Here is a 22796-nt window from a genome sequence, read left to right as displayed (position 1 = left end):
CGCATACGCGTCAAGTTGATGGCCTGGCAATCAGCATTGCGATAATAGGCATCTGTGCCATCGGTGGTGTTTTCTTTTGTTGACACGCTGCGTGGCTTGCCCACTTGAACCATCAATCCTTGAGTATTTTTTGCCAGTAGAACCCAAAACAATGCTGAGTCGTCACCGCCTCAGCGTGGCGCCCATGATGGATTGGACCGATCGGCATTGCCGCTACTTCCACCGTTTGCTGACCCAACACACCTTGCTGTACACCGAAATGGTGACCACGGGCGCGCTGCGCCACGGCGATGTGCAGCGTCATTTGCGCTTCAACGCCGAAGAGCATGCGGTGGCGCTGCAACTCGGTGGCAGTGATCCGGTTGATTTGGCCCATGCCGCCAAATTGGGCGAACAGTGGGGCTATGACGAAATCAACCTCAACTGTGGCTGCCCCAGCGACCGGGTGCAGCGCGGTGCCTTTGGTGCGTGTCTGATGAACGAACCGGCCTTGGTGGCCGATGGCGTGAAAGCCATGCTGGATGTGGTCAATGTGCCGGTGACGGTCAAGCATCGCATCGGCATTGACAAGATTGAACGCTATGACTTTGTGCGCGACTTTGTCGGCCAAGTCAGCGAGGCAGGCTGTCGCGTGTTCATTGTTCACGCGCGCAACGCATGGCTGCAAGGCTTGAGCCCCAAAGAGAACCGTGAAATTCCGCCCCTGCGCTACGAGCTGGCGTATCAACTCAAACAAGACTTTCCTGAGCTGACGATTGCTGTCAATGGCGGCATCACCACCAATGCGCAAATTGCCGACCACCTGCAACATGCCGATGGCGTGATGGTGGGTCGCGAGGCCTACTACAACCCTTGGCTGCTCAGCAGCTGGGACGCTGAGTTTTTTGGTGCGCCTGCGACACCACCGAGCCGCGAAGCGGTGGAAGAAACCATGGTGCGCTACATGGCGCGCGCGCACGCGGAGGATGGATGCCCCTGGTATGCCATTGCCCGTCACATGCTGGGGCTCTACCACGGCGAGCGAGGAGGGCGCTTGTGGCGTCAGGTCTGGAGCAATCACAAACTCAAGCCTTTGCCGCCCCATGAGGTCATGCAGTTGGCCCGCGAAGCGCTGGCGCGCGGCACAGAAAAGCCTGCCCATGTCAGCTGAGCTGCTGCGCAAACAGACACGCATGCGTATCGCCCTGGTGTTGGTGTGGCTCATGCCCTTGCTGTGGACGGTCAACTTGGTGGTGGCGCGCCAGGCCCCTGGGGTGGTGACCCCCCATGTGTTGGCGCTGGGACGGTGGACCTTGGCCGGTGTGATCTTGGCCTGGTGGTCGCGTCAAGAGCTGTGGCGCATGCGGCGTGAAGTGATCAAAGCCTGGCCGCAAAGCTTGGTGCTGGGGGCGTGTGGCATGTGGATTTGCGGTGCCTGGGTTTACATCGCGGCACAGAGCACGGGCGCGATGAACATTTCACTGATTTATGCCGCCTCGCCGGTGTTGATTGCCGTCGGCTCGGTGTTGTGGTTGGGCGAGCGGTTCTCTGTGTGGCAGGCGCTCGGGGTGGCGCTGTCTTTGTCAGGCGTGGTGCATGTGGTGGTGCGCGGCGAGTGGACCCACTTGGCCCAACTGCATTTTGTGGTGGGGGATCTGTGGGTCGTGTGTTCGGCGTTCGCTTGGGCCGCGTTTTCGTTGCTGCAAAAAAAGTGGCACAGCCCGCTGGGGTCGATGGCTCGTCTGGCCACCATGTGCGCAGGTGGCGTGGTGGTGATCTTGCCGTTTGCGGTGTATGAACTGTTTGCCACCGATGCCCCTGCCTTGGGCCAGCAGGCCTTGATGCAGATGCTGGCTACAGCCTTGATACCTGGCGTGGCCGCCTATTGGATTTATGGCTGGACCCTCAAGGTCTTGGGGGCCAGTCGGGTGGCTGTCATGCTTTATGCCGGTCCCTTGTATGCCGCTGTGGTGGCCTGGGGCGTGTTGGGTGAATCCTTGGGCTGGTACCACTTGGCAGGCGGGCTGTTGATCTTGTCCGGTGTGGGCCTGGTCATGGTCACCAAGTCATCAGAAAATAACCATTCCTCCGCGCTGCGTTAACGGCGTGGTCTGTGCCGCTTTAACTGGCGGCTTCCAGACCATTTTCGAAATGGGCTTTCATGTGCTGCACGCTGGCTGTCGCGTCGCGCGCCAGCAGCGCGTCCAACAAGGCTTGGTGTTCGCTCAATGACTCTTCAATGCGCCCACTTTTGAGCAGCGAGTTGTGGCGGTTGAGCTTCATCACCTTGCGCAAGTCGGCCACCATTTGGTCGCGCCAGCGGTTGTCGGCGATCTCTAACAAGCGCATGTGAAAACGCTCATTGACTTCAAAAAAACGTTCGGTGTCATGCACGCAAGCCACCAACTCTTGGTGCAAGGACTTCAAGTCCTGTAGTTGTGCGTCACTGGCGTTTTGGGCCACTACGCCAGCGGCATCTGATTCCAGCAAGGCCAGCAGGTGGTAGACGTCGCGCTGGTCTTTGTCGTTCACCTCGGTCACATAAGCGCCGCGGCGTACCTTCATCGTCACCAAGCCCTCAGCGGCCAACACCTTCAGGGCTTCGCGCATGGGGGTGCGGCTGATGCCGTATTCCTCGGCCAGGCGCATCTCGTCAATCCAGCTGCCGGGCGCGAGTTCGCTTGAAAAAATGCGCTGACGCAAGAGTTCAGCCACTTCTTCGTACAGGGCGCGTGGGGTGAGGGTGACGGCAGACATGGGGTGAAATTGTAAGCTCAGATAATATTTTGCATCAATAATTATGAATGATATGATGCCCCGGATTCGAAAAACCGGGGGTCAACCCTCCCTTCACGAGTGACTTGCCATGAGCCAAAAGCCGACCGAATTCAACGCCTCCAACCTCCAAGCCTGGGCCAAATCGGCCGCCAAATCGGCCCCAGGCGGTGATCTCAATGCCTTGAATTGGAAGACCCCAGACGGCATCAGCGTCAAGCCGCTGTACACCGCCGAAGACACCCAGCACCTGCCGTATGCCAACACCTTGCCCGGGTTTGAGCCGTTTTTGCGTGGCCCCCAAGCCACCATGTATGCCGTACGACCCTGGACGATTCGCCAATATGCAGGTTTTTCGACCGCCGAAGAGTCCAATGCGTTCTACCGCAAAGCGTTGGCCGCAGGCGGGCAGGGTGTGTCGGTGGCGTTTGACTTGGCGACCCACCGTGGCTACGACTCCGACCACCCCCGTGTGACCGGTGACGTGGGCAAAGCCGGGGTGGCGATTGACTCGGTCGAGGACATGAAGATCTTGTTCAACGAGATCCCCCTCGACAAAGTGTCGGTCTCGATGACCATGAACGGTGCCGTGCTGCCCGTGTTGGCCGGCTATGTGGTGGCTGCCGAAGAGCAGGGCGTGAGCCAAGACAAACTCAGTGGGACGATTCAGAACGACATCCTCAAAGAGTTCATGGTGCGCAACACCTACATCTACCCGCCCGAGCCGTCGATGAAGATCATTGGCGACATCATTGGCTACACCGCGCAGCACATGCCCAAGTTCAACTCGATCTCGATCTCGGGTTACCACATGCAAGAGGCGGGGGCCAACCAGGCACTGGAGTTGGCCTTTACCCTGGCCGACGGCAAAGAGTATGTGAAGACGGCGATGGCTTCGGGCCTGGACGTGGATGCGTTTGCGCCGCGCCTGTCGTTCTTCTGGGCGGTGGGCATGAACTTCTATCTGGAGATTGCCAAAATGCGCGCCGCCCGCTTGCTGTGGTGCCGCATCATGAAGGGCTTTGACGCGCAAAACCCCAAGAGCTTGATGCTGCGCACCCATAGCCAAACCTCGGGCTGGTCGCTGACCGAGCAAGACCCCTACAACAACGTGGTGCGCACCACCATCGAGGCCATGGCCGCCGTGTTTGGTGGCACGCAAAGCTTGCACACCAACAGTTTTGACGAAGCCATTGCCTTGCCCACCGAGTTTTCGTCGCGCATTGCCCGCAACACCCAGTTGATCATTCAAGAAGAGACCCACATCACGAACGTGATCGACCCCTGGGCTGGCAGCTACATGATGGAATCGTTGACCCAAGAGATGGCCGACAAAGCCTGGGCCATCATCGAAGAAGTCGAAACCATGGGCGGCATGACCAAGGCGGTCGACAGCGGCTGGGCCAAGCTCAAGATCGAAGCAGCAGCGGCCGAAAAACAAGCCCGCATCGACTCGGGCAAAGACGTGATCGTGGGTGTCAACAAATACAAGCTGGCCAAAGAAGACCCGATCGACACCTTGGACATCGACAACGTGCGCGTGCGCGATGGCCAGATTGAACGCTTGAAGCACATCAAAGCCACGCGTGACAGTGCCGGGGTGCAAGCCGCGCTTGACGCGCTCACGGCTGCGGCTGAATCGGGCCAAGGCAACTTGCTGGACCTGACCATCCAAGCCATGCGCTTGCGTGCCACGGTGGGCGAGGTGAGCGATGCGCTGGAAAAAGTGTTTGGCCGCCACCGCGCCGACACGCAAAAGGTGACGGGTGTGTACGCTGCGGCCTATGACTCGGCCTCTACCGAAGGAGACACCATGGCCTATTGGAATGCGCTCAAGGCTGAGATTGCCGCGTTCGCTGACCAACAGGGCCGCCGTCCGCGCGTGATGATTGCCAAGCTGGGCCAAGACGGTCACGACCGTGGCGCCAAAGTGGTGGCCACCGCTTATGCCGATTTGGGCTTTGATGTGGACATGGGCCCGCTGTTTCAAACCCCTGAAGAGTGCGCCCGCCAAGCGATTGAAAACGATGTGCATGCCGTGGGCGTGTCCACCCTGGCGGCGGGCCACAAGACGCTGGTGCCCGCCATCATTGCCGAGCTCAAAAAACAAGGCGCCGACGACATCATCGTCTTCGTCGGTGGTGTGATTCCACGCCAAGACTACGAACTCTTGTACGAACAAGGCGTCAAAGGCATTTACGGCCCGGGTACGCCCATTCCGGTTAGTGCCAAAGACGTGTTGGAGCAAATCAAAAAGGCCTTGGGCTAACGCTGCGCCAACGGACACCAAGGCAAGGTATGACACCTGAGCAATTGCTCGACGGGCTGCTGCACGGCAACGCTGCGGTGCAGCGCCGCGCCATGGCCAAGGCCATCACGCTGCTCGAATCCACCCGCACCGACCACCGCGTGTTGGCCGACGCTTTGCTGACCGCCCTGCTGCCGCACACTGGCCAGTCGTTCAGGCTGGGCATCAGTGGGGTGCCGGGCGTGGGCAAGTCCACCTTCATCGAAGCCTTGGGTTTGTATTTGATTGCCCAGGGCCACCGTGTGGCCGTGCTGGCGGTGGACCCATCGTCCAGCGTGTCGGGGGGCTCTATCTTGGGTGACAAAACCCGCATGGAGCACTTGAGCGTGCACCCGCAGGCCTACATCCGCCCCAGCCCATCGAGCGGCACCTTGGGCGGCGTGGCTGAGAAAACCCGCGAGTCTATGTTGGTGTGCGAAGCCGCAGGCTATGACGTGGTGATTGTTGAGACCGTGGGTGTGGGCCAAAGCGAAACCGCCGTGGCCAACATGACCGACATGTTTTGTTTGCTGCAACTGCCCAATGCAGGCGACGATTTGCAAGCCATCAAAAAAGGCGTGATGGAGATCGCGGATTTGGTGGTCATCAACAAGGCTGACATAGACGCCATCGCCGCCACCCGTGCGCAATTGCAAATCACCAGTGCTTTGCAATTGCTGGGCATGCATGCCTCGTCGGGCCACCTACACGGCGACGACAGCGTGTGGCATCCCAAGGTGCTGCAAATCAGCGCCTTGCTCAACCAGGGCGTGGACGCGTTCTGGGCTGCTGTCAGTGAATTCAAAGGCTTGCAAACCCACAATGGCCGCTTTGAGACGCGCCGCCAGAGTCAAGCGCTGTCGTGGATGTGGGAGCGCATCGACGCGGGTTTGAAACAAACTTTTCGGTCGCAGCCGCGCGTGCAAGCGCTGCTGCCCGAACTCAGCCAACAAGTGGCGGCGGGGCAGTTGGCTGCTTCGACCGCTGCCAGACAACTGCTCAGCGCCTACCAAGCGCAGAGCTGAAACCCATCTTCCTTGAAAGCGAGTGCAACCATGCAAGACATCCTTGAACAACTGGAACAAAAGCGTGCTGCGGCGCGTTTGGGCGGCGGCCAAAAGCGCATCGATGCGCAACACGCCAAAGGCAAACTGACCGCACGTGAGCGCATTGAGGTGTTGCTTGACGAAGGCACCTTCGAAGAGTGGGACATGTTTGTTGAGCACCGCTGCACCGACTTTGGCATGGAAGGCAACAAAATTCCGGGCGATGGGGTGGTCACAGGCTACGGCATGATCAACGGCCGCTTGGTGTTTGTGTTCAGCCAAGACTTCACCGTGTATGGCGGCGCTTTGTCGGAAACCCACGCAGAAAAGATTTGCAAGATCATGGACCAAGCCATGAAAGTGGGCGCACCCGTGATTGGCTTGAACGATTCAGGTGGCGCCCGCATCCAAGAAGGTGTGGCCAGCTTGGGCGGTTATGCCGACGTGTTTCAGCGCAACGTGATGGCCAGCGGCGTGGTGCCGCAAATCAGCATGATCATGGGACCCTCTGCCGGTGGGGCGGTGTATTCGCCCGCACTGACCGACTTCATCTTCATGGTCAAAGACACCTCGTACATGTTTGTCACCGGCCCCGAAGTGGTCAAGACCGTGACCCATGAAGAAGTGACCGCCGAAGAGTTGGGCGGTGCATTGACCCACACCACCAAGAGCGGTGTGGCTGACATGGCGTTTGAAAACGACGTCGAAGCTTTGCTGATGCTGCGCCGTCTCTACAACTACCTGCCGCTCAACAACAAAGAAAAAGCGCCGGTGCGCCACAACGGGGATCCGACCGACCGCATGGACGTGAGCTTGGACACCTTGGTGCCCGAGAACCCCAACAAGCCTTACGACATGAAAGAGCTGATCGTCAAAACCGTGGACGATGGTGACTTCTTTGAGCTGCAACCCGACTATGCGAAAAACATCTTGATCGGCTTTGCCCGCATGGCCGGTCAAACCGTGGGCATTGTGGCCAACCAACCTCTGGTGTTGGCAGGCTGCTTGGACATCAAGAGCTCGATCAAAGCCGCGCGCTTTGTGCGCTTTTGCGATGCCTTCAACATCCCCGTGATCACCTTTGTGGATGTACCCGGCTTCATGCCTGGCACCAGCCAGGAGTTTGGCGGCATCATCAAACACGGTGCCAAGTTGCTCTACGCCTATGCCGAGTGCACCGTGCCCAAGATCACCGTGATCACCCGCAAGGCCTATGGCGGTGCCTATGACGTGATGGCGTCCAAGCACCTGCGTGGTGACGTGAACTTTGCCTGGCCCAATGCCGAGATTGCGGTGATGGGGGCCAAGGGGGCGGTGGAGATCATCTTCCGCGAAGACAAGGGCGACCCGGAAAAGCTGGCTGCCAAAGAAGCCGAGTACAAGGCCCGTTTTGCCAACCCGTTTGTGGCGGGTGCACGTGGCTTCATTGACGACGTGATTCAGCCGCATGAAACGCGCAAGCGGATTTGCCGTTCGTTGGTGATGCTCAAAGACAAGCAGATTGACAACCCGTGGCGCAAGCACGGCAACATTCCGCTTTGAGCGTCTGTATGAACTGCTTGTCAATTGATCGCTATGTGGGAAGAGCGGGTAGCCCGAGCGCTTTGCTCCGTGTCCTCCGGCCTTCGGCCTCCCCCTTTACCTACGCAAAGCGCCCAGGCTACCCGCTTGGGGCGACGCTTTTTGTTGCGGCAGGGGAGACGGGTAGCCCCTTGTCTGTGACGGACTTTGCTGGCGGGCAAGCGGGCAGCTCGAGCGCTGTGACGCACTTCGCAGACGCGCAAGCGGGTTGCCTGAGCGCTTTGCCCCGTGTCCCCCGGCCTTCGGCCTCCTCCTTTACCTACGCAAAGCGCTCAGGCAACCCGCTTGGGGCGACGCTTTTGTTTGCGGCAGGGGAAGCGAACAGCCCGCTCGTTATGTCGCACTTTGTAGACGCGCAAGGGGGTAGCCCGCACTCTGTGACGCAATTCGCAGCCATGGGTGCGGTGTTTCCGCCGCAGCGAAGTGAAGGAGGAGCCCGAAGGGCGGGGGACATGAGCGGAGGCGGATACGCCGCGCCCATGGCGAGCACAGCAACTAACCGCATGGCCAAAGCGAGCACCGCAAAGCATTGAACAGATACCCGAATAAGGAAATACACATGTTTACCAAAATTCTCATTGCCAACCGCGGCGAAATCGCCTGCCGTGTCATTGCCACCGCCCACAAGATGGGCATCAAAACAGTCGCCGTTTACTCCGAAGCCGACAAAGAAGCGCGCCATGTGCAACTGGCCGATGAGTCGGTGTTGCTGGGCCCCGCACCTTCGCGTGAGTCTTACCTTGTGGCTGAGAAAATCATTGCAGCGGCCAAAGCCACTGGCGCGCAGGCCATTCACCCTGGCTACGGTTTCTTGAGCGAGAACACCGATTTCGCCAAACGATGCGAAGAAGAGGGCATTGCCTTCATCGGTCCCAAGGCGCATTCCATTGCCGCCATGGGCGACAAGATCGCTTCCAAAAAGCTGGCGCTCGAAGCCAAGGTCAACACCATTCCCGGCTACAACGACGCCATCGACACCGCTGAGCAAGCGGTGGAGATTGCCAAAGGCATTGGCTACCCCGTGATGATCAAAGCCTCGGCAGGCGGCGGCGGCAAAGGCCTGCGCGTGGCCTTCAACGACAAAGAAGCCTTCGAAGGTTTCACCTCGTGTCGCAACGAAGCGCGCAACAGTTTTGGCGATGACCGCGTGTTCATTGAGAAGTACGTGCTCGAACCCCGCCACATCGAAATTCAGGTGCTGGGCGACAGCCACGGCAACGTGATTTATTTGAACGAGCGTGAGTGCTCCATCCAGCGTCGCCACCAAAAGGTGATCGAAGAAGCGCCGTCGCCTTTCATCAGCGACGCCACCCGCAAAGCCATGGGCGAACAAGCGGTGGCGTTGGCCAAGGCGGTGAAGTACCAATCGGCAGGCACGGTGGAGTTTGTGGTCGGCAAAGATCAAGACTTTTACTTTCTTGAAATGAACACCCGCCTGCAAGTGGAGCACCCGGTGACCGAAGCCATCACGGGCTTGGACTTGGTGGAACTGATGATTCGCGTGGCCGCAGGCGAGAAGCTGCCGCTCACGCAAGCCGATGTGAAGCGCAATGGCTGGGCCATCGAGTGCCGCATCAACGCCGAAGACCCGTTCCGCAACTTCTTGCCCTCGACCGGGCGCTTGGTGCGCTTTCAAACACCGGCACAAACCATGTTCCAGGGCAACACGGCCAACTTGTTTGGCGTGCGGGTGGACACTGGGGTGCAAGACGGTGGTGAGATTCCGATGTTCTACGACTCGATGATCGCCAAGCTCATCGTGCACGGCAAAGACCGTAACGAAGCGATTGCCAAGATGCGCGAAGCCTTGAACGGTTTTGTCATTCGTGGCATCAGCTCCAACATTCCGTTCCAAGCGGCTTTGCTGGCGCACCCCAAGTTTGTGTCGGGTGACTTCAACACGGGCTTCATTGCCGAACAGTACGCCCACGGTTTCCGCGCCGAAGACGTGCCACACGACGACCCCGACTTTTTGGTGGCGCTGGCCGCCTTTGTACGCCGCAAGTCACGCGAACGTGCCGCCAACCTGAGCGGTCAGTTGCCGGGCTATGACGTCAAAATTGGCCAGGACTACACCGTGGTGGTGCTGGGGGCGCAAGGCCACAACAGCTACAAGGCTGTGCATGTGGACGAGTTCCGTGGCCAAAGCGGTGTGGCCACCATCCAGGTGGGCACCAAGTCATATGCCATCGAAAGTCACTCGCGTTTGAACGATGTGCGCATTGAGGGCTCGGTCAACGGCAAACCCTTCACCGCGCAGGTGGAGCGCGGCACCTTGAAAAACCCACTGGTGCTGCAAGTGCAGCACAACGGGACCCGCATCGATGCCTTGGTGATGTCGCCGCGCATGGCCGAGTTGCACCAACTCATGCCGTACAAAGCACCGCCCGATTTGAGCCGCTATGTGTTGTCGCCCATGCCCGGCTTGCTGGTGGATGTGGCTGTCAAGCCCGGCCAAAAAGTGCAAGCCGGTGAACGCGTGGCCGTGATCGAAGCCATGAAGATGGAGAACGTGTTGTTCGCCACCCAAGATGGTGTGGTCAAGAGCGTGGTGGCCAACAAAGGCGAGTCACTCACGGTGGATCAGATGATTGTGGAGTTTGAGTGATGTCTGAAACAACACGCCCCTTCAAAGTGCTGGGTATCCAGCAAATCGCCATCGGTGGCCCCGACAAAGGCCGCTTGCAAAAACTCTGGGTTGACATGTTTGGCTTGGAGGTGACGGGCACTTTCAAAAGCGAACGCGAAAACGTGGACGAAGACATTTGCGCCATGGGCGTGGGGCCTTTCAAGGTCGAAGTCGATTTGATGCAGCCTTTGGACCCAGACAAAAAGCCAGCGGTGCACACCACACCCTTGAACCATGTGGGCTTGTGGATCGACAAACTGCCCGAGGCCGTGGCCTGGCTCAGCGCCCAAGGCGTGCGTTTTGCGCCGGGCGGTATCCGCCAAGGTGCGGCGGGGTTTGACATCACCTTCCTTCACCCCAAGGCCAACGACGAGTTCCCCATTGGTGGTGAGGGCGTGTTGATTGAATTGGTGCAAGCGCCCCCTGAGGTGGTGAGCGCCTTCAGTAAACTGGCCGCTTCTTAAACCGAAGGGGCCTGCATGGCGGTGTTGACGTGTTTTGACGAGTATTCAGATTTTGTAAAACTCCGGCGTGACATCCACGCCCACCCCGAGCTGGGGTACGACGAACACCGCACCAGCGCCATCGTGGCTGAGCGTTTGCGCAGCTGGGGCCTTGAAGTGCACACCGGCATCGCCCACACCGGTGTGGTGGGCGTGTTGCGGGGGCGCGAAGGGCCGCACACTCTTGGCTTGCGCGCCGACTTGGACGCGCTGCCGCTGCAAGAAGACAACCATTTCCCCCACCGTTCACAGCATGACGGACGCATGCACGCTTGCGGACATGACGGCCACACCACCATGCTGCTGGCCGCCGCTTGGCAGTTGTCGCAACGCCGTGACTTTGCCGGCACGGTGAATTTCATTTTTCAGCCGGCCGAAGAGATGGGCAAGGCGGGCGCCAAGAAGATGATCGACGAAGGTTTGTTTGAGCGCTTTCCTTGCGAGGCGGTGTTTGCGTTGCACAACTTTTCGCTCGGCGCAAAGGCAGGTTCGTTTGCGCTCAACCACGGTGCCTTGATGGCGTCGAGCAACACCTGGCGCGTCACGCTGCGCGGGCGTGGCACCCATGCGTCCATGCCGCACACCGGCACCGACCCGGTGGCGGCCACCATCAACCTGGCGCAGCAGTTGCAAACCTTGGTGCCGCGCGTGATTGACTCGCGCGAGCGGGTGCTGCTGGCCGTCACGCAAATTCAAGGCTCGGACGCGCCCAATGTGATTCCCGATGCGGCCTGGGTGGGCGGCACGGTGCGCACGTTCTCCGTTGAAGCCTTGGATGTGCTGGAGGCCGCATTGCGCCGCACCGCAGAACACACAGCATTGGCCCATGGTTGCCAAGCCGAGGTGAGCTTTGTGCGGGCCTCGCCCCCCGTGGTGAACCATGCGTTTGAAGCCCAGTTTGCCGCCGAGGTGATGCGCGAGATCGTGGGTGTGCAGGACGTGAACGACGCCTTCGAGCCCGTGCTGACCGCCGAAGACTTTGCCCATATGCTGCGCGCCAAGCCCGGTTGCTATGCCTTCATTGGCAACGGCGATGGCGGCCACCGCATGCCCGACCATGGGCCCGGTGCCTGCGTGATCCACAACACCTCGTTTGACTTCAACGACGCCATCATTCCGGTGGGTGCAAGCTATTTTGTGCGCTTGGTGGAGCGTTGGTTGGCACGCCCCTGAACGGTTTGATGTGGGGTGTGGCACGGCCTGTGCGTGCATCCGACACAGCTGAGATTCGTCTTTTTATTTGATTCAACAAGGATGTTTATGTCTTCTCCACACACACTTCGTCGCCTGACTCTGGCGCTGGCATTGGGCGCTTGCTCCCTGGGTTCCGCTTGGGCGCAGCGCGTGGTGCACTTGGTGGTGCCGTTCGGACCCGGTGCGGTGCAAGACACGCTGGCGCGAACTTTCAACAACGAATTGGGCCAAGCCCTGGGTGCTACCGTGCTGGTGGAAAACCGCGCGGGTGCAGGCGGCACGGTGGGCACGGCGCAAGTGGCCCATGCCGCAGCGGATGGCAACACCTTGGTGCTGGCCGCAGCCAGCCACAACCTGGCTGGGCATTTGTATGCCAAGCTGCCCTACGACCCGGTGAAAGACTTTGTGGGCGTGGCCTTGTTGGGCTATTCGGGCTACGTGGTGGCTGCGCCTGCCAACATGGGCGTGAACAACATGGCCGAGTATGTGCGCGCCTTGAAGGCCAAGCCGGGTCAGTTCAACTACGCGTCAGCGGGCAACGGCAGCGCCACGCATTTGGGCATGGCCTCGTTCCTGGCCAAAGCCGGTGCCAGCATGCAGCACATTCCGATGAAGTCCACCGGGGATGCGGTCAACGAGGTGTTAGCAGGGCGCGTGCAAGGTGTGACGTCGGCCACCATCGGTGTGGCGGGTTTCCGTCAAGACCCGCGTATCAAGCTACTGGCCTACACCGGTAGCCAGCGCTCCAAGTTCATGCCTGAGTTGCCTACGGTGGCCGAGGCGGGTTTGCCAGGATTCAAATTCGATTCCTGGTTTGGCTTGTTGGCCCCAGCAGCCACACCCAAAGCCGAGGTGGACCGCATCAACGCGGCCATGGCCAAGGTGCTGGCCGACCCTGTGGTGCAAGAGCGCTTCACCAAGTTGGGGGTTGAGCCGGGAGCCATGTCGTCGGACGAGTTCCAGCGTGTGCTGCGTGCGGACTGGGACACAGCAGGGCAAATCGTGAAGGCCTCGGGCGCACGCATCGAGTGAGGTTGGGCGACACAAGCGCCTGTATCAACCCGTGAAACGGCCCCGAGAGGGGCCGTTCAACTTTGCGCCCGCGCTTTGGCCTTGGCCAAGGCGGCTTCGATGATGGCGCGTTTGCGGTCCACTTCAGGCGAACTGCCAGCGCCTTCTGCGCCATGGGTATGGGCGGGTAAGTCGGCTAATTTTTTGAGCGCTTTGGCTTGCAGCCGTTGCGCGTTTTCTTGTGTCTCGCGGGCACTGCGTTGCTGGTGCCAGTCGTAGCGCTCGCGTGCCTGAGTGGCTTGTTCGGGTGACCAAGCGGCCCATCCGGTGCGTTGCGGATCAACGGGTTCGAGTTGGATGCAGTCCACAGGGCACACGGGGATGCACAACTCGCAGCCCGTGCAATAGGCCTCAATCACGGTGTGCATGCGTTTGTTGGCGCCCAAGATGGCGTCTGTCGGGCAGGCGGCGATGCAAAGCGTGCAACCAATGCACCAGTCCTCGTCGATGACGGCCATTTGGCGTGGGCCTTCCACGCCGTGTTCAGCGTTCAATGGAAGCTCGGCTTGGCCCAGGATGGCGGCCAAGCGCTGCACACCTTCCTGGCCCCCAGGAGGGCACTGGTTCATGCGGGCCTCACCCTCGGCGATTGCTTGGGCGTAGCTTTTGCAGTCGGGGTAGCCGCAGCGCGTGCACTGTGTCTGTGGCAGGGCGTCGTTGAGACGTTGAATCAGACTCACTTTTTCGCGCGCACAGCTTTCTTGGCCGCAGGCTTGGCTGCAACAGAGGTTGGCGCCGAGCGGGCAGACACTTTTTTCACAGCCACTGGGGTAGCTTGGGCAGCCGCAGCGACTGCTTTTTTGGCCGCAGGGCGCGTGACTTTTGGCTTTGCGGCTGTGCTGGCTTTGACGGCTTTTTGAGCCACGGACGCTTTTTGATGTTCCAAGATGAAGCTCTTGACGTGTGGGTACACCACCTCGCGCCAGCGGCGTCCGCTGAAGATGCCGTAATGACCAGCACCTGGCACCTCCAAGTGGTGGTGCTCTTGGCGCACGATGCCCGTGCACAAGTCGTGCGCGGCCACGGTTTGACCCGAACCCGAGATGTCATCCAACTCACCTTCCACCGTGAGCAGCGCGGTGCCTCGGATGTCTTGTGGACGAACCAGCTCTAGCTGTCCCTTTTCAGATTTCACTTGCCAAGTGCCACGCACCAGCTTGAACTCTTGGAACACGGTGTTGATGGTTTCCAAGTAGTAATCGGCGTCCATGTCGAGCACAGCGTTGTACTCGTCGTAAAACTTGCGGTGTGACTCGGCGCTGGAGTTGTCGCCCTTGATCAGGTCTTTGAAGTAGTCGTAATGGCTCTTCAAATGGCGATCCGGGTTCATGGCTACAAAGCCGGTGTGCTGCAAAAAGCCTGGGTAGACGCGACGGCCAGCACCTGGAAAGTTATCAGGCACGCGGTAGATCACATTGTTTTCAAACCAGCTGAAGCTCTTGTTCATGGCCAGGTTGTTGACCGCCGTGGGGGATTTTGTAGCGTCAATGGGGCCGCCCATCATGGTCATGGTCAGCGGTGTTTTTTCGCCACGGCTGGCCATCAATGACACAGCTGCCAACACCGGCACGGTAGGTTGACACACACTCATGATGTGACAGTTGCCGTAATGGCCTTGCAAGTAGCGGATGAACTCTTGAACGTAATTGACGTAATCGTCGAGGTGGAACTCGCCGTCGCTCAGCGGCACCAAACGGGCATTCTTCCAATCGGTGATGTAGACCTTGTGGTCTTTGAGCATGGTCTTGACGGTGTCGCGCAGCAAAGTGGCGTAGTGACCCGACAAGGGCGCAACGATCAGCACCACAGGTTGGCCTTTAAGGCTGGTCAGGGTGTGTGCATCGTCGGTGTAGCGTTTGAAGCGGCGTAGTTCACAAAACGGCTTGTCCACTTCAATGCGTTCGTGGATGGCCACGTCCACACCGTCCACCTTGACCGACTGGATGCCGAACTGGGGCTTTTCGTAGTCTTTGCCCAAGCGGTAGAGCAAGTCGTAACCCGCAGAAATGCGTTGACCCAGTTGGTTCTGACCCAATGGAGAGAGTGGGTTGCTGTAGAGCTTGGAGGCAGCCTGCGCAAAGTCTGCGAATGGCTCCATCAAGGTGCGCTGGGTTTCGAAGATTTGGTAAAGCATGGGGGAATCTCAAATATGTTGCAGTGCAATATAACAGCTGAAGATAGGGTGAAAATGGAGTCTGTCCTCCAATCGACAAAGCCTTTATTTTTGTCTTAAACAAGCCATGACAACACCTCACGCCACACCACGGATGCCCGTTCTTTTTATCGGTCACGGAAGTCCCATGAATGTGATCGAAGACAGCCCGTTTCGCCGTGAGTGGCAGCGCATTGGGCCTCTGTTTGGCAGCCGTTGGCCCAAGCCCAAACTGATACTTTGTATTTCAGCCCACTGGATCACCCAGGGCTGGTGGCTCACAGGCATGGCACACCCCAAAACCATCCATGACTTCGGTGGGTTTCCACAAGAGTTGTTTGACCAGCAATACCCCGCACCTGGCGCGCCAGAGTGGGCGGCGCACACTGCGCAATTGCTGCGTCAACCGGCCAGCGGTGAAGCTGTGGGTCTGGATTTGGACCAATGGGGTTTGGACCATGGTTGTTGGGGTGTTTTGAAGCCCATGTTTCCTGAGGCAGATATTCCTGTGGTTCAACTGAGCATCGACTACCACCGCCCCATGGCTGAGCACTATGCGTTGGGCCAACAATTGCGCAGCCTCAGGCATCAGGGTGTGTTGGTGATGGCCAGTGGCAACACGGTGCACAACCTGCGCACCATGCAGCGCTCAGCCGCCGACAACCAAGCCTACGATTGGGCGATTGGGTTTGACCAATGGGTGGCGGATCAAATCAGGGCCGGCCACAACGAGGCCTTGGTGGATTTTCAAGCGCAGGGGAACATCGCGCAGATGTCTCACCCCAGCTACGACCACTACTTGCCTTTGCTGTATGCCGCAGGCGCGGCAGAGCCAGGGGACAGCGTAGAGTTTTTCAACGAGGGTTACCAGCTGGCATCGATCGCGATGCGCTCAGTCATTTGGGACTGAGCGCTTTGGCTTACATCACCTTGGCGATGCAGGCGCAAACGTAGTCGATGTTCTTGCTATTGAGCGCTGCCACGCACATGCGGCCGGTGTCGGTGCCGTAGACACCGAACTCGTTGCGCAGACGCACCATTTGGTCTTTGGACAGGCCTGAGTAGCTGAACATGCCGATTTGGGTGGTGATGAAGCTCATGTCTTGCTTCACACCAGCAGCTTTCAAACCGTCGACCAGCTTTTGGCGCATGGCTTTGATGCGCACGCGCATCTCACTCAGTTCTTTTTCCCACAAGGCTCGCAACTCTGGGTTGCCCAACACGGCCGCTACCACGGCACCGCCGTGGATGGGTGGGTTGGAGTAGTTGGTGCGAATGACGATTTTGAGTTGGCTCAACACGCGGCCTGCTTCTTCTTTGTCGGCGCACAGAACGCTCAAAGCGCCCACGCGTTCGCCGTACAAGCTGAAGCTTTTGGAGAATGAGGTGGAGACAAAAAAGCACAGACCTGCAGCGACAAATTTTTGAATCACTGCGCCGTCTTCGGCGATGCCGTGGCCAAAGCCTTGGTAGGCCATGTCGAGAAAGGCCGTCAAGTTCTTAGCCTTGACCACGTTCACCACTTGGTCCCACTGGGCGGGGGTGATGTCGTAGCCTGTCGGGTTGTGGCAGCAAGCGTGCAACACCACGATGGTGCCAGGCGCGGCGGCGTTGAGCGACGCCAGCATGCCCTCAAAGTTCACGCCGCGCTTGGCGGCGTCGTAGTAGGCATAGGTCTCAACCTTGAAACCGGCATTGGTGAACAAGGCGCGGTGGTTTTCCCAGCTGGGGTCCGAAATCAACACGGTGGCGTTGGGGCTGAGGTGCTTCAAAAAGTCAGCGCCAATTTTCAAGCCACCGGTGCCGCCAATGCCTTGCACCGTGGCCACACGACCAGAGGTGACAGGCTCGGAGTCGGCGCCAAACACCAGGCCTTTGACGGCGCTGTCGTAGGCGGCAATGCCGTCGATGGGCAAATAGCCGCGCGCGGTGGGCTTGGCCATCATGGTTTTTTCAGCTTGTTGCACGCATTCCAGCAGTGGCAGTTTGCCGTTGTCGTCAAAGTACACGCCCACGCCGAGGTTGACTTTGTTGGGGTTGGTGTCGGCGGCAAATTGCTCGTTCAAACCCAAGATAGGGTCGCGGGGTGCCATTTCGACAGCGGTAAACATTGACATCGTCAGTCCTTGATCACAGATAAACAGAAGGGGTTTGGGGCAGAACGCGCAGTCTGCGGTAGGCTAGTGCGCTTGGCCTGAATTTTAAGGGCCAGCTTGATTGTTTTTTTGCCAAGTTATGCCCACACCCTTTGAAGTTGTCTCTGATGCCACTGTTTTACCCGCCACGGGGCAGATGGTGCGCTACCCCGGCTCACCGTTTGAGCTGTACCAGCCGTACCCGCCTGCGGGCGATCAACCGACGGCGATCACCGAGTTGATCGATGGCATCAACGACGGCGAGGTGTTTCAAACCTTGCTCGGGGTGACGGGCTCGGGCAAGACCTACACCATGGCCAACGTGATCGCCCAATTGGGACGACCGGCCATTATTTTTGCGCCCAACAAAACCTTGGCAGCGCAGCTCTACAGCGAGTTTCGTGAGTTTTTTCCTAACAACGCGGTGGAATATTTCGTCAGCTACTACGACTACTACCAGCCCGAGGCCTATGTGCCACAGCGTGATTTGTTCATTGAGAAAGACAGTGCCATCAACGAGCACATCGAACAAATGCGTTTGAGTTGCACCAAGAGCATCTTGGAGCGCCGTGATGTGATTGTGGTGGCCACGGTGTCGGCCATCTACGGTATTGGCGAACCCGAGAGCTACCACCAGATGATCATGACCCTGCGTGCTGGTGACAAGGTGGGCCAACGCGATGCGATTGCTCAGTTGGTGCGCATGCAGTACGAGCGCAACGACCACGACTTCGCGCGTGGCAAGTTCCGTGTGCGGGGCGACACGATCGATGTGTTCCCCGCTGAACACTCGGAGTTGGCGATTCGCATTGAGTTGTTTGACGACGAGATCGAGAGCTTGCAGTTGTTTGATCCGCTGACCGGACGCATTCGGCAAAAAATCCCGCGTTTCACGATTTACCCATCGAGCCATTACGTGACCCCGCGTGACCGGGTGCTGGCAGCGGTCGAGACCATCAAGGTGGAGTTGGCGCAGCGCCTGAAAGAACTGGTCGGCATGAACAAGTTGGTGGAGGCGCAACGCCTGGAGCAACGCACCCGGTTTGACTTGGAAATGCTGTCTGAGGTAGGCCACTGCAAAGGCATTGAGAACTACACCCGTCATTTATCGGGCGCAGCCCCCGGTGCGCCACCCAGCACCTTGACCGATTACATGCCCAAAGACGCGCTGATGTTTTTGGACGAAAGCCACGTGATGATTGGCCAACTCGGGGGCATGTACAACGGCGACCGGGCACGCAAAACCACCTTGGTGGAGTACGGGTTTCGCTTGCCCAGCGCCTTGGACAACCGTCCCCTGAAGCTGGAAGAGTTTGAAAAACGCATGCGCCAAGTGGTGTTTGTGTCGGCCACACCTGCTGATTACGAGAAGACCCACGCAGGCCGTGTGGTGGAGCAACTGGTACGTCCGACGGGTTTGGTCGACCCCTTGGTCGAAGTGCGACCCGCCACGCACCAAGTGGACGATGTGCTGCAAGAAATTCGCATCCGCGTCGACTTGAAAGAGCGTGTCCTGATCACCACGCTGACCAAGCGAATGGCCGAGCAGCTCACCGATTACTTGACCGACAACGGCGTCAAAGTGCGCTACTTGCACAGCGACATTGACACGGTGGAACGCGTGGAAATTCTGCGAGATCTGCGTCTGGGCACTTTTGATGTGCTGGTGGGCATCAACTTGTTGCGTGAAGGCATTGACTTGCCCGAGGTGTCTTTGGTGGCGATTTTGGACGCCGACAAGGAGGGCTTTTTGCGCTCAGAGCGTAGCTTGATTCAGACCATTGGCCGGGCGGCTCGTAACCTGAGTGGCAAAGCCATTTTGTACGCTGACCGCATGACTGAGTCGATGAAAAAAGCGATTGGCGAAACCGAGCGTCGCCGAGTCAAGCAGATTGCGCACAACGAAGCCCATGGCATCACGCCACGCGGGGTGTTCAAGCAAGTACGCGATTTGATCGATGGCGTTTACAGCGAAAAAGCGGGCAAAGAGGCGCAGGCCCGAGAGATTCAAAAGGCGAAGGTCGAGGACATGAGCGAGCGCGATGTGGCCAAAGAGATCAAGCGATTGGAAAAGCTCATGATGGAGCACGCACGCAACTTGGAGTTCGAAAATGCGGCTCGTGTGCGCGACCAGTTGGCCTCGTTGCGCGAGCAGGCTTTTGGTGGTGCAGGTCACGACAATGTGGTGGTGTTGGCGCAAAAGGCCTGATGGCCGCGATGCTAGGGTTTACGCCTGACTTTTGTCGTCGACAGATCGGCAGGGGAGCAGAGTACCTGAGCAAATCAATGGGGTTTATGGTATAGTTGACTCAATTAGTCGACAAAGGCCTCACCCCTGAAAGGAGCTTGCCATGCGTCTCACCACCAAAGGTCGTTTTGCTGTGACCGCCATGATTGATTTGGCCTTGCGCCAAAACAACGGGCCCGTCACCTTGGCGGCCATCAGCCAGCGCCAACAAATTTCGCTGTCTTACCTGGAGCAGCTGTTTGGCAAGCTGCGTCGCCATGATCTGGTCGAGTCCACCCGCGGCCCTGGCGGTGGTTATTCGCTAGGTCGCAAGGCGGCGGACATCACCGTGGCCGACATCATCGTGTCGGTGGACGAGCCGATCGATGCCACCCACTGCGGCGGCAAAGAAAACTGCTTGGGCGAAACAGGCCGCTGCATGACCCACGAGTTGTGGGCATCGTTGAACCAGCGCATGGTCGAGTTTTTAGACTCCGTCACCTTGCAAAAACTGGTCGACGAACAATTGGCCAAGGGCGTGGAAATTGAAAACAAACCTGCGATCCGCCGTGCCATCTCCAGCATGCCTGTCGTGAAGCCTATCCGTGTGAACGCCCCCAATTCGGTGTTTGCCTTGGGCAACGCCTTCGCCAAAAGCTAACCCCTTTTTTTCAGAGCTCGTATCCACATGACGCCTCATTTCCCGATTTATCTCGACTACGCTTCAACCAACCCCGTTGACCCACGCGTGGTCGACGCAATGATTCCATGGTTGCGTGAGAGCTTTGGCAACCCCGCATCCCGCAGCCACGCTTGGGGCTGGGCGGCCGAAGAAGCTGTTGAAAAAGCCCGCGCTGATGTGGCTGCCTTGATTGGTGCTGACCCACGCGAAATTGTGTGGACGTCGGGTGCCACCGAGTCCAACAACCTGGCCTTGAAAGGTGCTGCACACTTTTACAAGTCCAAGGGCAAGCACTTGATCACCGTCAAGACCGAGCACAAGGCGGTGCTGGACACCATGCGTGAGCTCGAGCGGCAAGGCTTTGAGGTGAGCTACCTCGACGTGCAAGAAGACGGCATGTTGAACATGGACGTGCTCAAGGCGGCCATTCGCCCAGACACCATTTTGATCAGTGTCATGCACGTCAACAACGAAATCGGTGTGATCCAAGACATCACGGCGATTGGCCAGTTGTGTCGCGAAAAAGGCATCATCTTCCACGTTGATGCGGCGCAATCCACGGGCAAGGTAGAGATCGACATGCAGACCTTGCCGGTCGATTTGATGAGCTTGGCTTCACACAAAACTTATGGCCCCAAAGGCATTGGTGCCTTGTACGTGCGTCGTAAACCACGTGTGCGTTTGGAAGCCCAGATGCACGGGGGGGGGCATGAGCGCGGCATGCGCAGCGGCACCTTGCCCACGCACCAGTGTGTGGGTATGGGAGAAGCCTTCCGTTTGGCTAAACTTGAAATGGCGCAAGACGTGGCCAAGGCCCGTGCCTTGCAAAAACGCTTGCTCGACGGTTTGACTGACATGGAGCAAGTGTTTGTCAACGGCAACCTCGAACACCGCGTGCCCCACAACCTCAACATCAGCTTCAACTATGTGGAAGGTGAGTCACTCATCATGGGCATCAAAGGTTTGGCGGTCTCATCAGGCTCTGCCTGCACCTCGGCCAGCTTGGAACCCAGCTATGTGCTGCGTGCCTTGGGCCGCAGCGACGAGTTGGCCCACAGCAGTTTGCGCATGACGATTGGCCGCTTCTCCACCGAAGAAGAAATCGATTACGCCATTGCCACCATCCGTGAGAACGTGGGTAAGTTGCGCGACTTGAGCCCCTTGTGGGACATGTACAAAGACGGCATTGACATCAGCACCATCCAATGGGCTGCGCATTAAACAATAGACGGGAGTTACACCATGGCATACAGCGAAAAGGTCATTGACCACTATGAAAACCCCCGCAACGTGGGCTCGTTTGACAAGGGCGACGAATCTGTGGGCACCGGCATGGTCGGTGCACCAGCTTGCGGCGACGTGATGAAGTTACAAATCAAGGTCAACCCGGTTACCGGTGTGATCGAAGATGCACGTTTCAAAACTTATGGCTGTGGCTCAGCCATTGCGTCTAGCTCGTTGGTGACTGAATGGGTCAAGGGCAAAACCCTGGACCAAGCGGCTGCTTTGAAAAACAGCGAGATCGCTGAAGAGCTCGCACTGCCGCCCGTGAAAATTCACTGCTCCATCTTGGCTGAAGACGCCATCAAGGCCGCCGTGGATGACTACAAAAAGAAACACGCCCACTGATTCACTGAGAACCAAGATGTCCGTCACTTTGACAGAAGCCGCTGCACGGCACGTCACTCGTTACTTGGCCAAACGTGGCAAAGGCGTGGGCGTCCGTTTAGGCGTCAAAACCACCGGTTGCTCTGGCTTGGCCTACAAGCTGGAGTACGTGGACGAATCCTCGCCGGAGGACGTGATTTTTGAAGACCACGGCGTCAAGGTGTTGGTCGATCCCAAAAGCTTGGCCTACATCGATGGCACGCAGTTGGACTTTGTGCGCGAAGGCTTGAACGAAGGTTTCAAGTTCATCAATCCGAATGAACGCGACCGCTGCGGCTGCGGTGAGTCGTTCCGGATCTGACGTGAGCGCCTCAGACTTGCCGCTGTCTGTGCAGCTGGCCGTCAACGACTTTGTGCTGTTTGATCTTCCGCAACGCTTTGCCCAAAACCGGGCAGAGCTTGATGCCCGTTGGAAAGACTTGCAGCGCGAAGCCCACCCCGACAAATTTTCAAACCAAGGCACAGCGGCGCAACGCGTGGCCATGCAATGGTCGGTGCGCATCAATGAGGCGTACCAGCGCCTGAAAGATCCACTGCGCCGTGCTGCCTACTTGTGTGAGTTAGGCGGTGCGCCTATCCAAGCGGAAAACAATACCGCCATGCCCACCGCTTTTTTGATGCAGCAAATGAGCTGGCGTGAAGCTTTGGATGAGGCCACTGACCTGGCGACTTTGGAGACCCTGCACGACGAAGTCAAGCTTGCCCACCAAGAGGGCCTGAGCCGTTGTGAACACTGCATTGATGTGATCCATGATTTACCTCAGGCTGCACAAGAGGTGAGGGCGCTGATGTTCATTGAGCGCTTTGCCAAAGACATTGAACAGCGGCTCGATGCACTCGATGCCCGATAAGACAAACCAAGCCTAA

General features: G+C 58.4%; 20 protein-coding genes. 16 read left to right on the top strand and 4 right to left on the bottom strand.

Translation table 11 applies throughout. The features are described from left to right. The first annotated feature begins 151 nt into the window (after positions 1-151). Positions 152-1150, top strand: a complete 999-nt coding sequence (gene dusA / locus B9Z41_RS05835; protein WP_100146092.1) for a tRNA dihydrouridine(20/20a) synthase DusA — start codon at positions 152-154, stop codon at positions 1148-1150. After that, positions 1140-2081: a DMT family transporter gene (locus B9Z41_RS05830; RefSeq protein WP_100146090.1), complete on the top strand. Its 942-nt coding sequence runs from the start codon at positions 1140-1142 to the stop codon at positions 2079-2081. The genes dusA and B9Z41_RS05830 overlap by 11 nt, the downstream gene beginning before the upstream one ends. A gap of 19 nt (positions 2082-2100) precedes the next feature. Here B9Z41_RS05830 and B9Z41_RS05825 read toward each other — a convergent pair whose 3' ends face one another. Further along, positions 2101-2736, bottom strand: coding sequence for a GntR family transcriptional regulator (locus B9Z41_RS05825; RefSeq protein WP_100146088.1), 636 nt, complete (start codon positions 2734-2736; stop codon positions 2101-2103). 109 nt (positions 2737-2845) lie between these two features. Between B9Z41_RS05825 and scpA the strand changes: the two genes are divergently transcribed. From scpA to B9Z41_RS05785, 7 genes are all read left to right on the top strand, one after another. Beyond that, positions 2846-5023: a methylmalonyl-CoA mutase gene (gene scpA, locus B9Z41_RS05820; protein ID WP_100146086.1), complete on the top strand. Its 2178-nt coding sequence runs from the start codon at positions 2846-2848 to the stop codon at positions 5021-5023. A gap of 29 nt (positions 5024-5052) precedes the next feature. Next, entirely contained in the window at positions 5053-6066 is a 1014-nt protein-coding gene (gene meaB / locus B9Z41_RS05815) for a methylmalonyl Co-A mutase-associated GTPase MeaB (protein ID WP_100146084.1), read from the top strand. Positions 6067-6096: 30 nt separating this feature from the next. Beyond that, on the top strand, positions 6097-7629 hold the full coding sequence (locus B9Z41_RS05810) for an acyl-CoA carboxylase subunit beta (RefSeq protein ID WP_100146082.1): 1533 nt from the start codon (positions 6097-6099) through the stop codon (positions 7627-7629). Between the two features lie 598 nt (positions 7630-8227). Continuing rightward, positions 8228-10276: an acetyl/propionyl/methylcrotonyl-CoA carboxylase subunit alpha gene (locus B9Z41_RS05800; RefSeq protein ID WP_100146078.1), complete on the top strand. Its 2049-nt coding sequence runs from the start codon at positions 8228-8230 to the stop codon at positions 10274-10276. After that, positions 10276-10761, top strand: a complete 486-nt coding sequence (locus tag B9Z41_RS05795) for a VOC family protein (RefSeq protein WP_100146076.1) — start codon at positions 10276-10278, stop codon at positions 10759-10761. Before B9Z41_RS05800 ends, B9Z41_RS05795 begins: the two co-directional genes overlap by 1 nt. 15 nt (positions 10762-10776) lie before the next feature. Next, on the top strand, positions 10777-11973 hold the full coding sequence (locus B9Z41_RS05790; protein WP_100146074.1) for a M20 aminoacylase family protein: 1197 nt from the start codon (positions 10777-10779) through the stop codon (positions 11971-11973). 87 nt (positions 11974-12060) lie between these two features. After that, positions 12061-13026, top strand: coding sequence for a tripartite tricarboxylate transporter substrate binding protein (locus B9Z41_RS05785; RefSeq protein ID WP_233202545.1), 966 nt, complete (start codon positions 12061-12063; stop codon positions 13024-13026). 56 nt (positions 13027-13082) lie between these two features. Here the strand turns inward: B9Z41_RS05785 and rsxB are convergent, their stop codons facing one another. Continuing rightward, a complete protein-coding gene (gene rsxB / locus B9Z41_RS05780; protein ID WP_100146070.1) occupies positions 13083-13745 on the bottom strand; it encodes an electron transport complex subunit RsxB in 663 nt (220 codons plus the stop codon). Beyond that, positions 13742-15199 carry a polyhydroxyalkanoate depolymerase gene (locus B9Z41_RS05775; protein ID WP_100146068.1) on the bottom strand — a complete coding sequence of 486 codons (1458 nt, stop codon included), beginning with the start codon at positions 15197-15199 and terminating at the stop codon, positions 13742-13744. Before B9Z41_RS05775 ends, rsxB begins: the two co-directional genes overlap by 4 nt. A 106-nt stretch (positions 15200-15305) precedes the next feature. Between B9Z41_RS05775 and ygiD the strand changes: the two genes are divergently transcribed. Continuing rightward, a complete protein-coding gene (gene ygiD, locus B9Z41_RS05770) occupies positions 15306-16127 on the top strand; it encodes a 4,5-DOPA dioxygenase extradiol (protein WP_100146066.1) in 822 nt (273 codons plus the stop codon). A 10-nt stretch (positions 16128-16137) separates the two neighbouring features. Here ygiD and B9Z41_RS05765 read toward each other — a convergent pair whose 3' ends face one another. Then, positions 16138-17334 carry an amino acid aminotransferase gene (locus B9Z41_RS05765; protein ID WP_100146064.1) on the bottom strand — a complete coding sequence of 399 codons (1197 nt, stop codon included), beginning with the start codon at positions 17332-17334 and terminating at the stop codon, positions 16138-16140. A 118-nt stretch (positions 17335-17452) separates the two neighbouring features. On the opposite strand from B9Z41_RS05765, the gene uvrB reads away from it, so the two are divergent. The 6 genes from uvrB to hscB all read left to right on the top strand — a co-directional run bounded on the left by uvrB (position 17453) and on the right by hscB (position 22780). Next, the gene (gene uvrB / locus B9Z41_RS05760; RefSeq protein WP_100146062.1) at positions 17453-19561 is read left to right on the top strand and encodes an excinuclease ABC subunit UvrB; all 2109 of its coding nucleotides are present in this window, start codon (positions 17453-17455) and stop codon (positions 19559-19561) included. A 142-nt stretch (positions 19562-19703) separates the two neighbouring features. Further along, the gene (gene iscR / locus B9Z41_RS05755) at positions 19704-20240 is read left to right on the top strand and encodes a Fe-S cluster assembly transcriptional regulator IscR (RefSeq protein ID WP_100146060.1); all 537 of its coding nucleotides are present in this window, start codon (positions 19704-19706) and stop codon (positions 20238-20240) included. Positions 20241-20261: 21 nt separating this feature from the next. Then, the gene (locus B9Z41_RS05750) at positions 20262-21482 is read left to right on the top strand and encodes an IscS subfamily cysteine desulfurase (protein WP_100146058.1); all 1221 of its coding nucleotides are present in this window, start codon (positions 20262-20264) and stop codon (positions 21480-21482) included. A gap of 21 nt (positions 21483-21503) precedes the next feature. After that, on the top strand, positions 21504-21890 hold the full coding sequence (gene iscU / locus B9Z41_RS05745) for a Fe-S cluster assembly scaffold IscU (RefSeq protein ID WP_100146056.1): 387 nt from the start codon (positions 21504-21506) through the stop codon (positions 21888-21890). A gap of 16 nt (positions 21891-21906) precedes the next feature. Continuing rightward, positions 21907-22230, top strand: a complete 324-nt coding sequence (gene iscA / locus B9Z41_RS05740) for an iron-sulfur cluster assembly protein IscA (RefSeq protein ID WP_100146054.1) — start codon at positions 21907-21909, stop codon at positions 22228-22230. A 28-nt stretch (positions 22231-22258) separates the two neighbouring features. Further along, positions 22259-22780: a Fe-S protein assembly co-chaperone HscB gene (gene hscB, locus B9Z41_RS05735; RefSeq protein ID WP_100146242.1), complete on the top strand. Its 522-nt coding sequence runs from the start codon at positions 22259-22261 to the stop codon at positions 22778-22780. The last annotated feature ends 16 nt before the right edge of the window (positions 22781-22796 follow it).

Source organism: Limnohabitans sp. JirII-31 (assembly GCF_002778315.1).
GTDB lineage: Bacteria > Pseudomonadota > Gammaproteobacteria > Burkholderiales > Burkholderiaceae_C > Limnohabitans.
Note: the sequence above shows the minus strand (reverse complement) of the source record. Positions and strands in the feature narration are given on the sequence as shown.

Excerpts from the sequence above, each read along its gene's own strand:
- dusA (WP_100146092.1), top strand. The coding sequence starts at position 152 with ATGCTGAGTCGTCACCGCCTCAGCGTGGCGCCCATGATGGATTGGACC.
- B9Z41_RS05830 (WP_100146090.1), top strand. The coding sequence starts at position 1,140 with ATGTCAGCTGAGCTGCTGCGCAAACAGACACGCATGCGTATCGCCCTG.
- B9Z41_RS05825 (WP_100146088.1), bottom strand. The coding sequence starts at position 2,736 with ATGTCTGCCGTCACCCTCACCCCACGCGCCCTGTACGAAGAAGTGGCT.
- scpA (WP_100146086.1), top strand. The coding sequence starts at position 2,846 with ATGAGCCAAAAGCCGACCGAATTCAACGCCTCCAACCTCCAAGCCTGG.
- meaB (WP_100146084.1), top strand. The coding sequence starts at position 5,053 with ATGACACCTGAGCAATTGCTCGACGGGCTGCTGCACGGCAACGCTGCG.
- B9Z41_RS05810 (WP_100146082.1), top strand. The coding sequence starts at position 6,097 with ATGCAAGACATCCTTGAACAACTGGAACAAAAGCGTGCTGCGGCGCGT.
- B9Z41_RS05800 (WP_100146078.1), top strand. The coding sequence starts at position 8,228 with ATGTTTACCAAAATTCTCATTGCCAACCGCGGCGAAATCGCCTGCCGT.
- B9Z41_RS05795 (WP_100146076.1), top strand. The coding sequence starts at position 10,276 with ATGTCTGAAACAACACGCCCCTTCAAAGTGCTGGGTATCCAGCAAATC.
- B9Z41_RS05790 (WP_100146074.1), top strand. The coding sequence starts at position 10,777 with ATGGCGGTGTTGACGTGTTTTGACGAGTATTCAGATTTTGTAAAACTC.
- B9Z41_RS05785 (WP_233202545.1), top strand. The coding sequence starts at position 12,061 with ATGTCTTCTCCACACACACTTCGTCGCCTGACTCTGGCGCTGGCATTG.
- B9Z41_RS05775 (WP_100146068.1), bottom strand. The coding sequence starts at position 15,199 with ATGCTTTACCAAATCTTCGAAACCCAGCGCACCTTGATGGAGCCATTC.
- ygiD (WP_100146066.1), top strand. The coding sequence starts at position 15,306 with ATGACAACACCTCACGCCACACCACGGATGCCCGTTCTTTTTATCGGT.
- B9Z41_RS05765 (WP_100146064.1), bottom strand. The coding sequence starts at position 17,334 with ATGTCAATGTTTACCGCTGTCGAAATGGCACCCCGCGACCCTATCTTG.
- uvrB (WP_100146062.1), top strand. The coding sequence starts at position 17,453 with ATGCCCACACCCTTTGAAGTTGTCTCTGATGCCACTGTTTTACCCGCC.
- iscR (WP_100146060.1), top strand. The coding sequence starts at position 19,704 with ATGCGTCTCACCACCAAAGGTCGTTTTGCTGTGACCGCCATGATTGAT.
- iscU (WP_100146056.1), top strand. The coding sequence starts at position 21,504 with ATGGCATACAGCGAAAAGGTCATTGACCACTATGAAAACCCCCGCAAC.
- iscA (WP_100146054.1), top strand. The coding sequence starts at position 21,907 with ATGTCCGTCACTTTGACAGAAGCCGCTGCACGGCACGTCACTCGTTAC.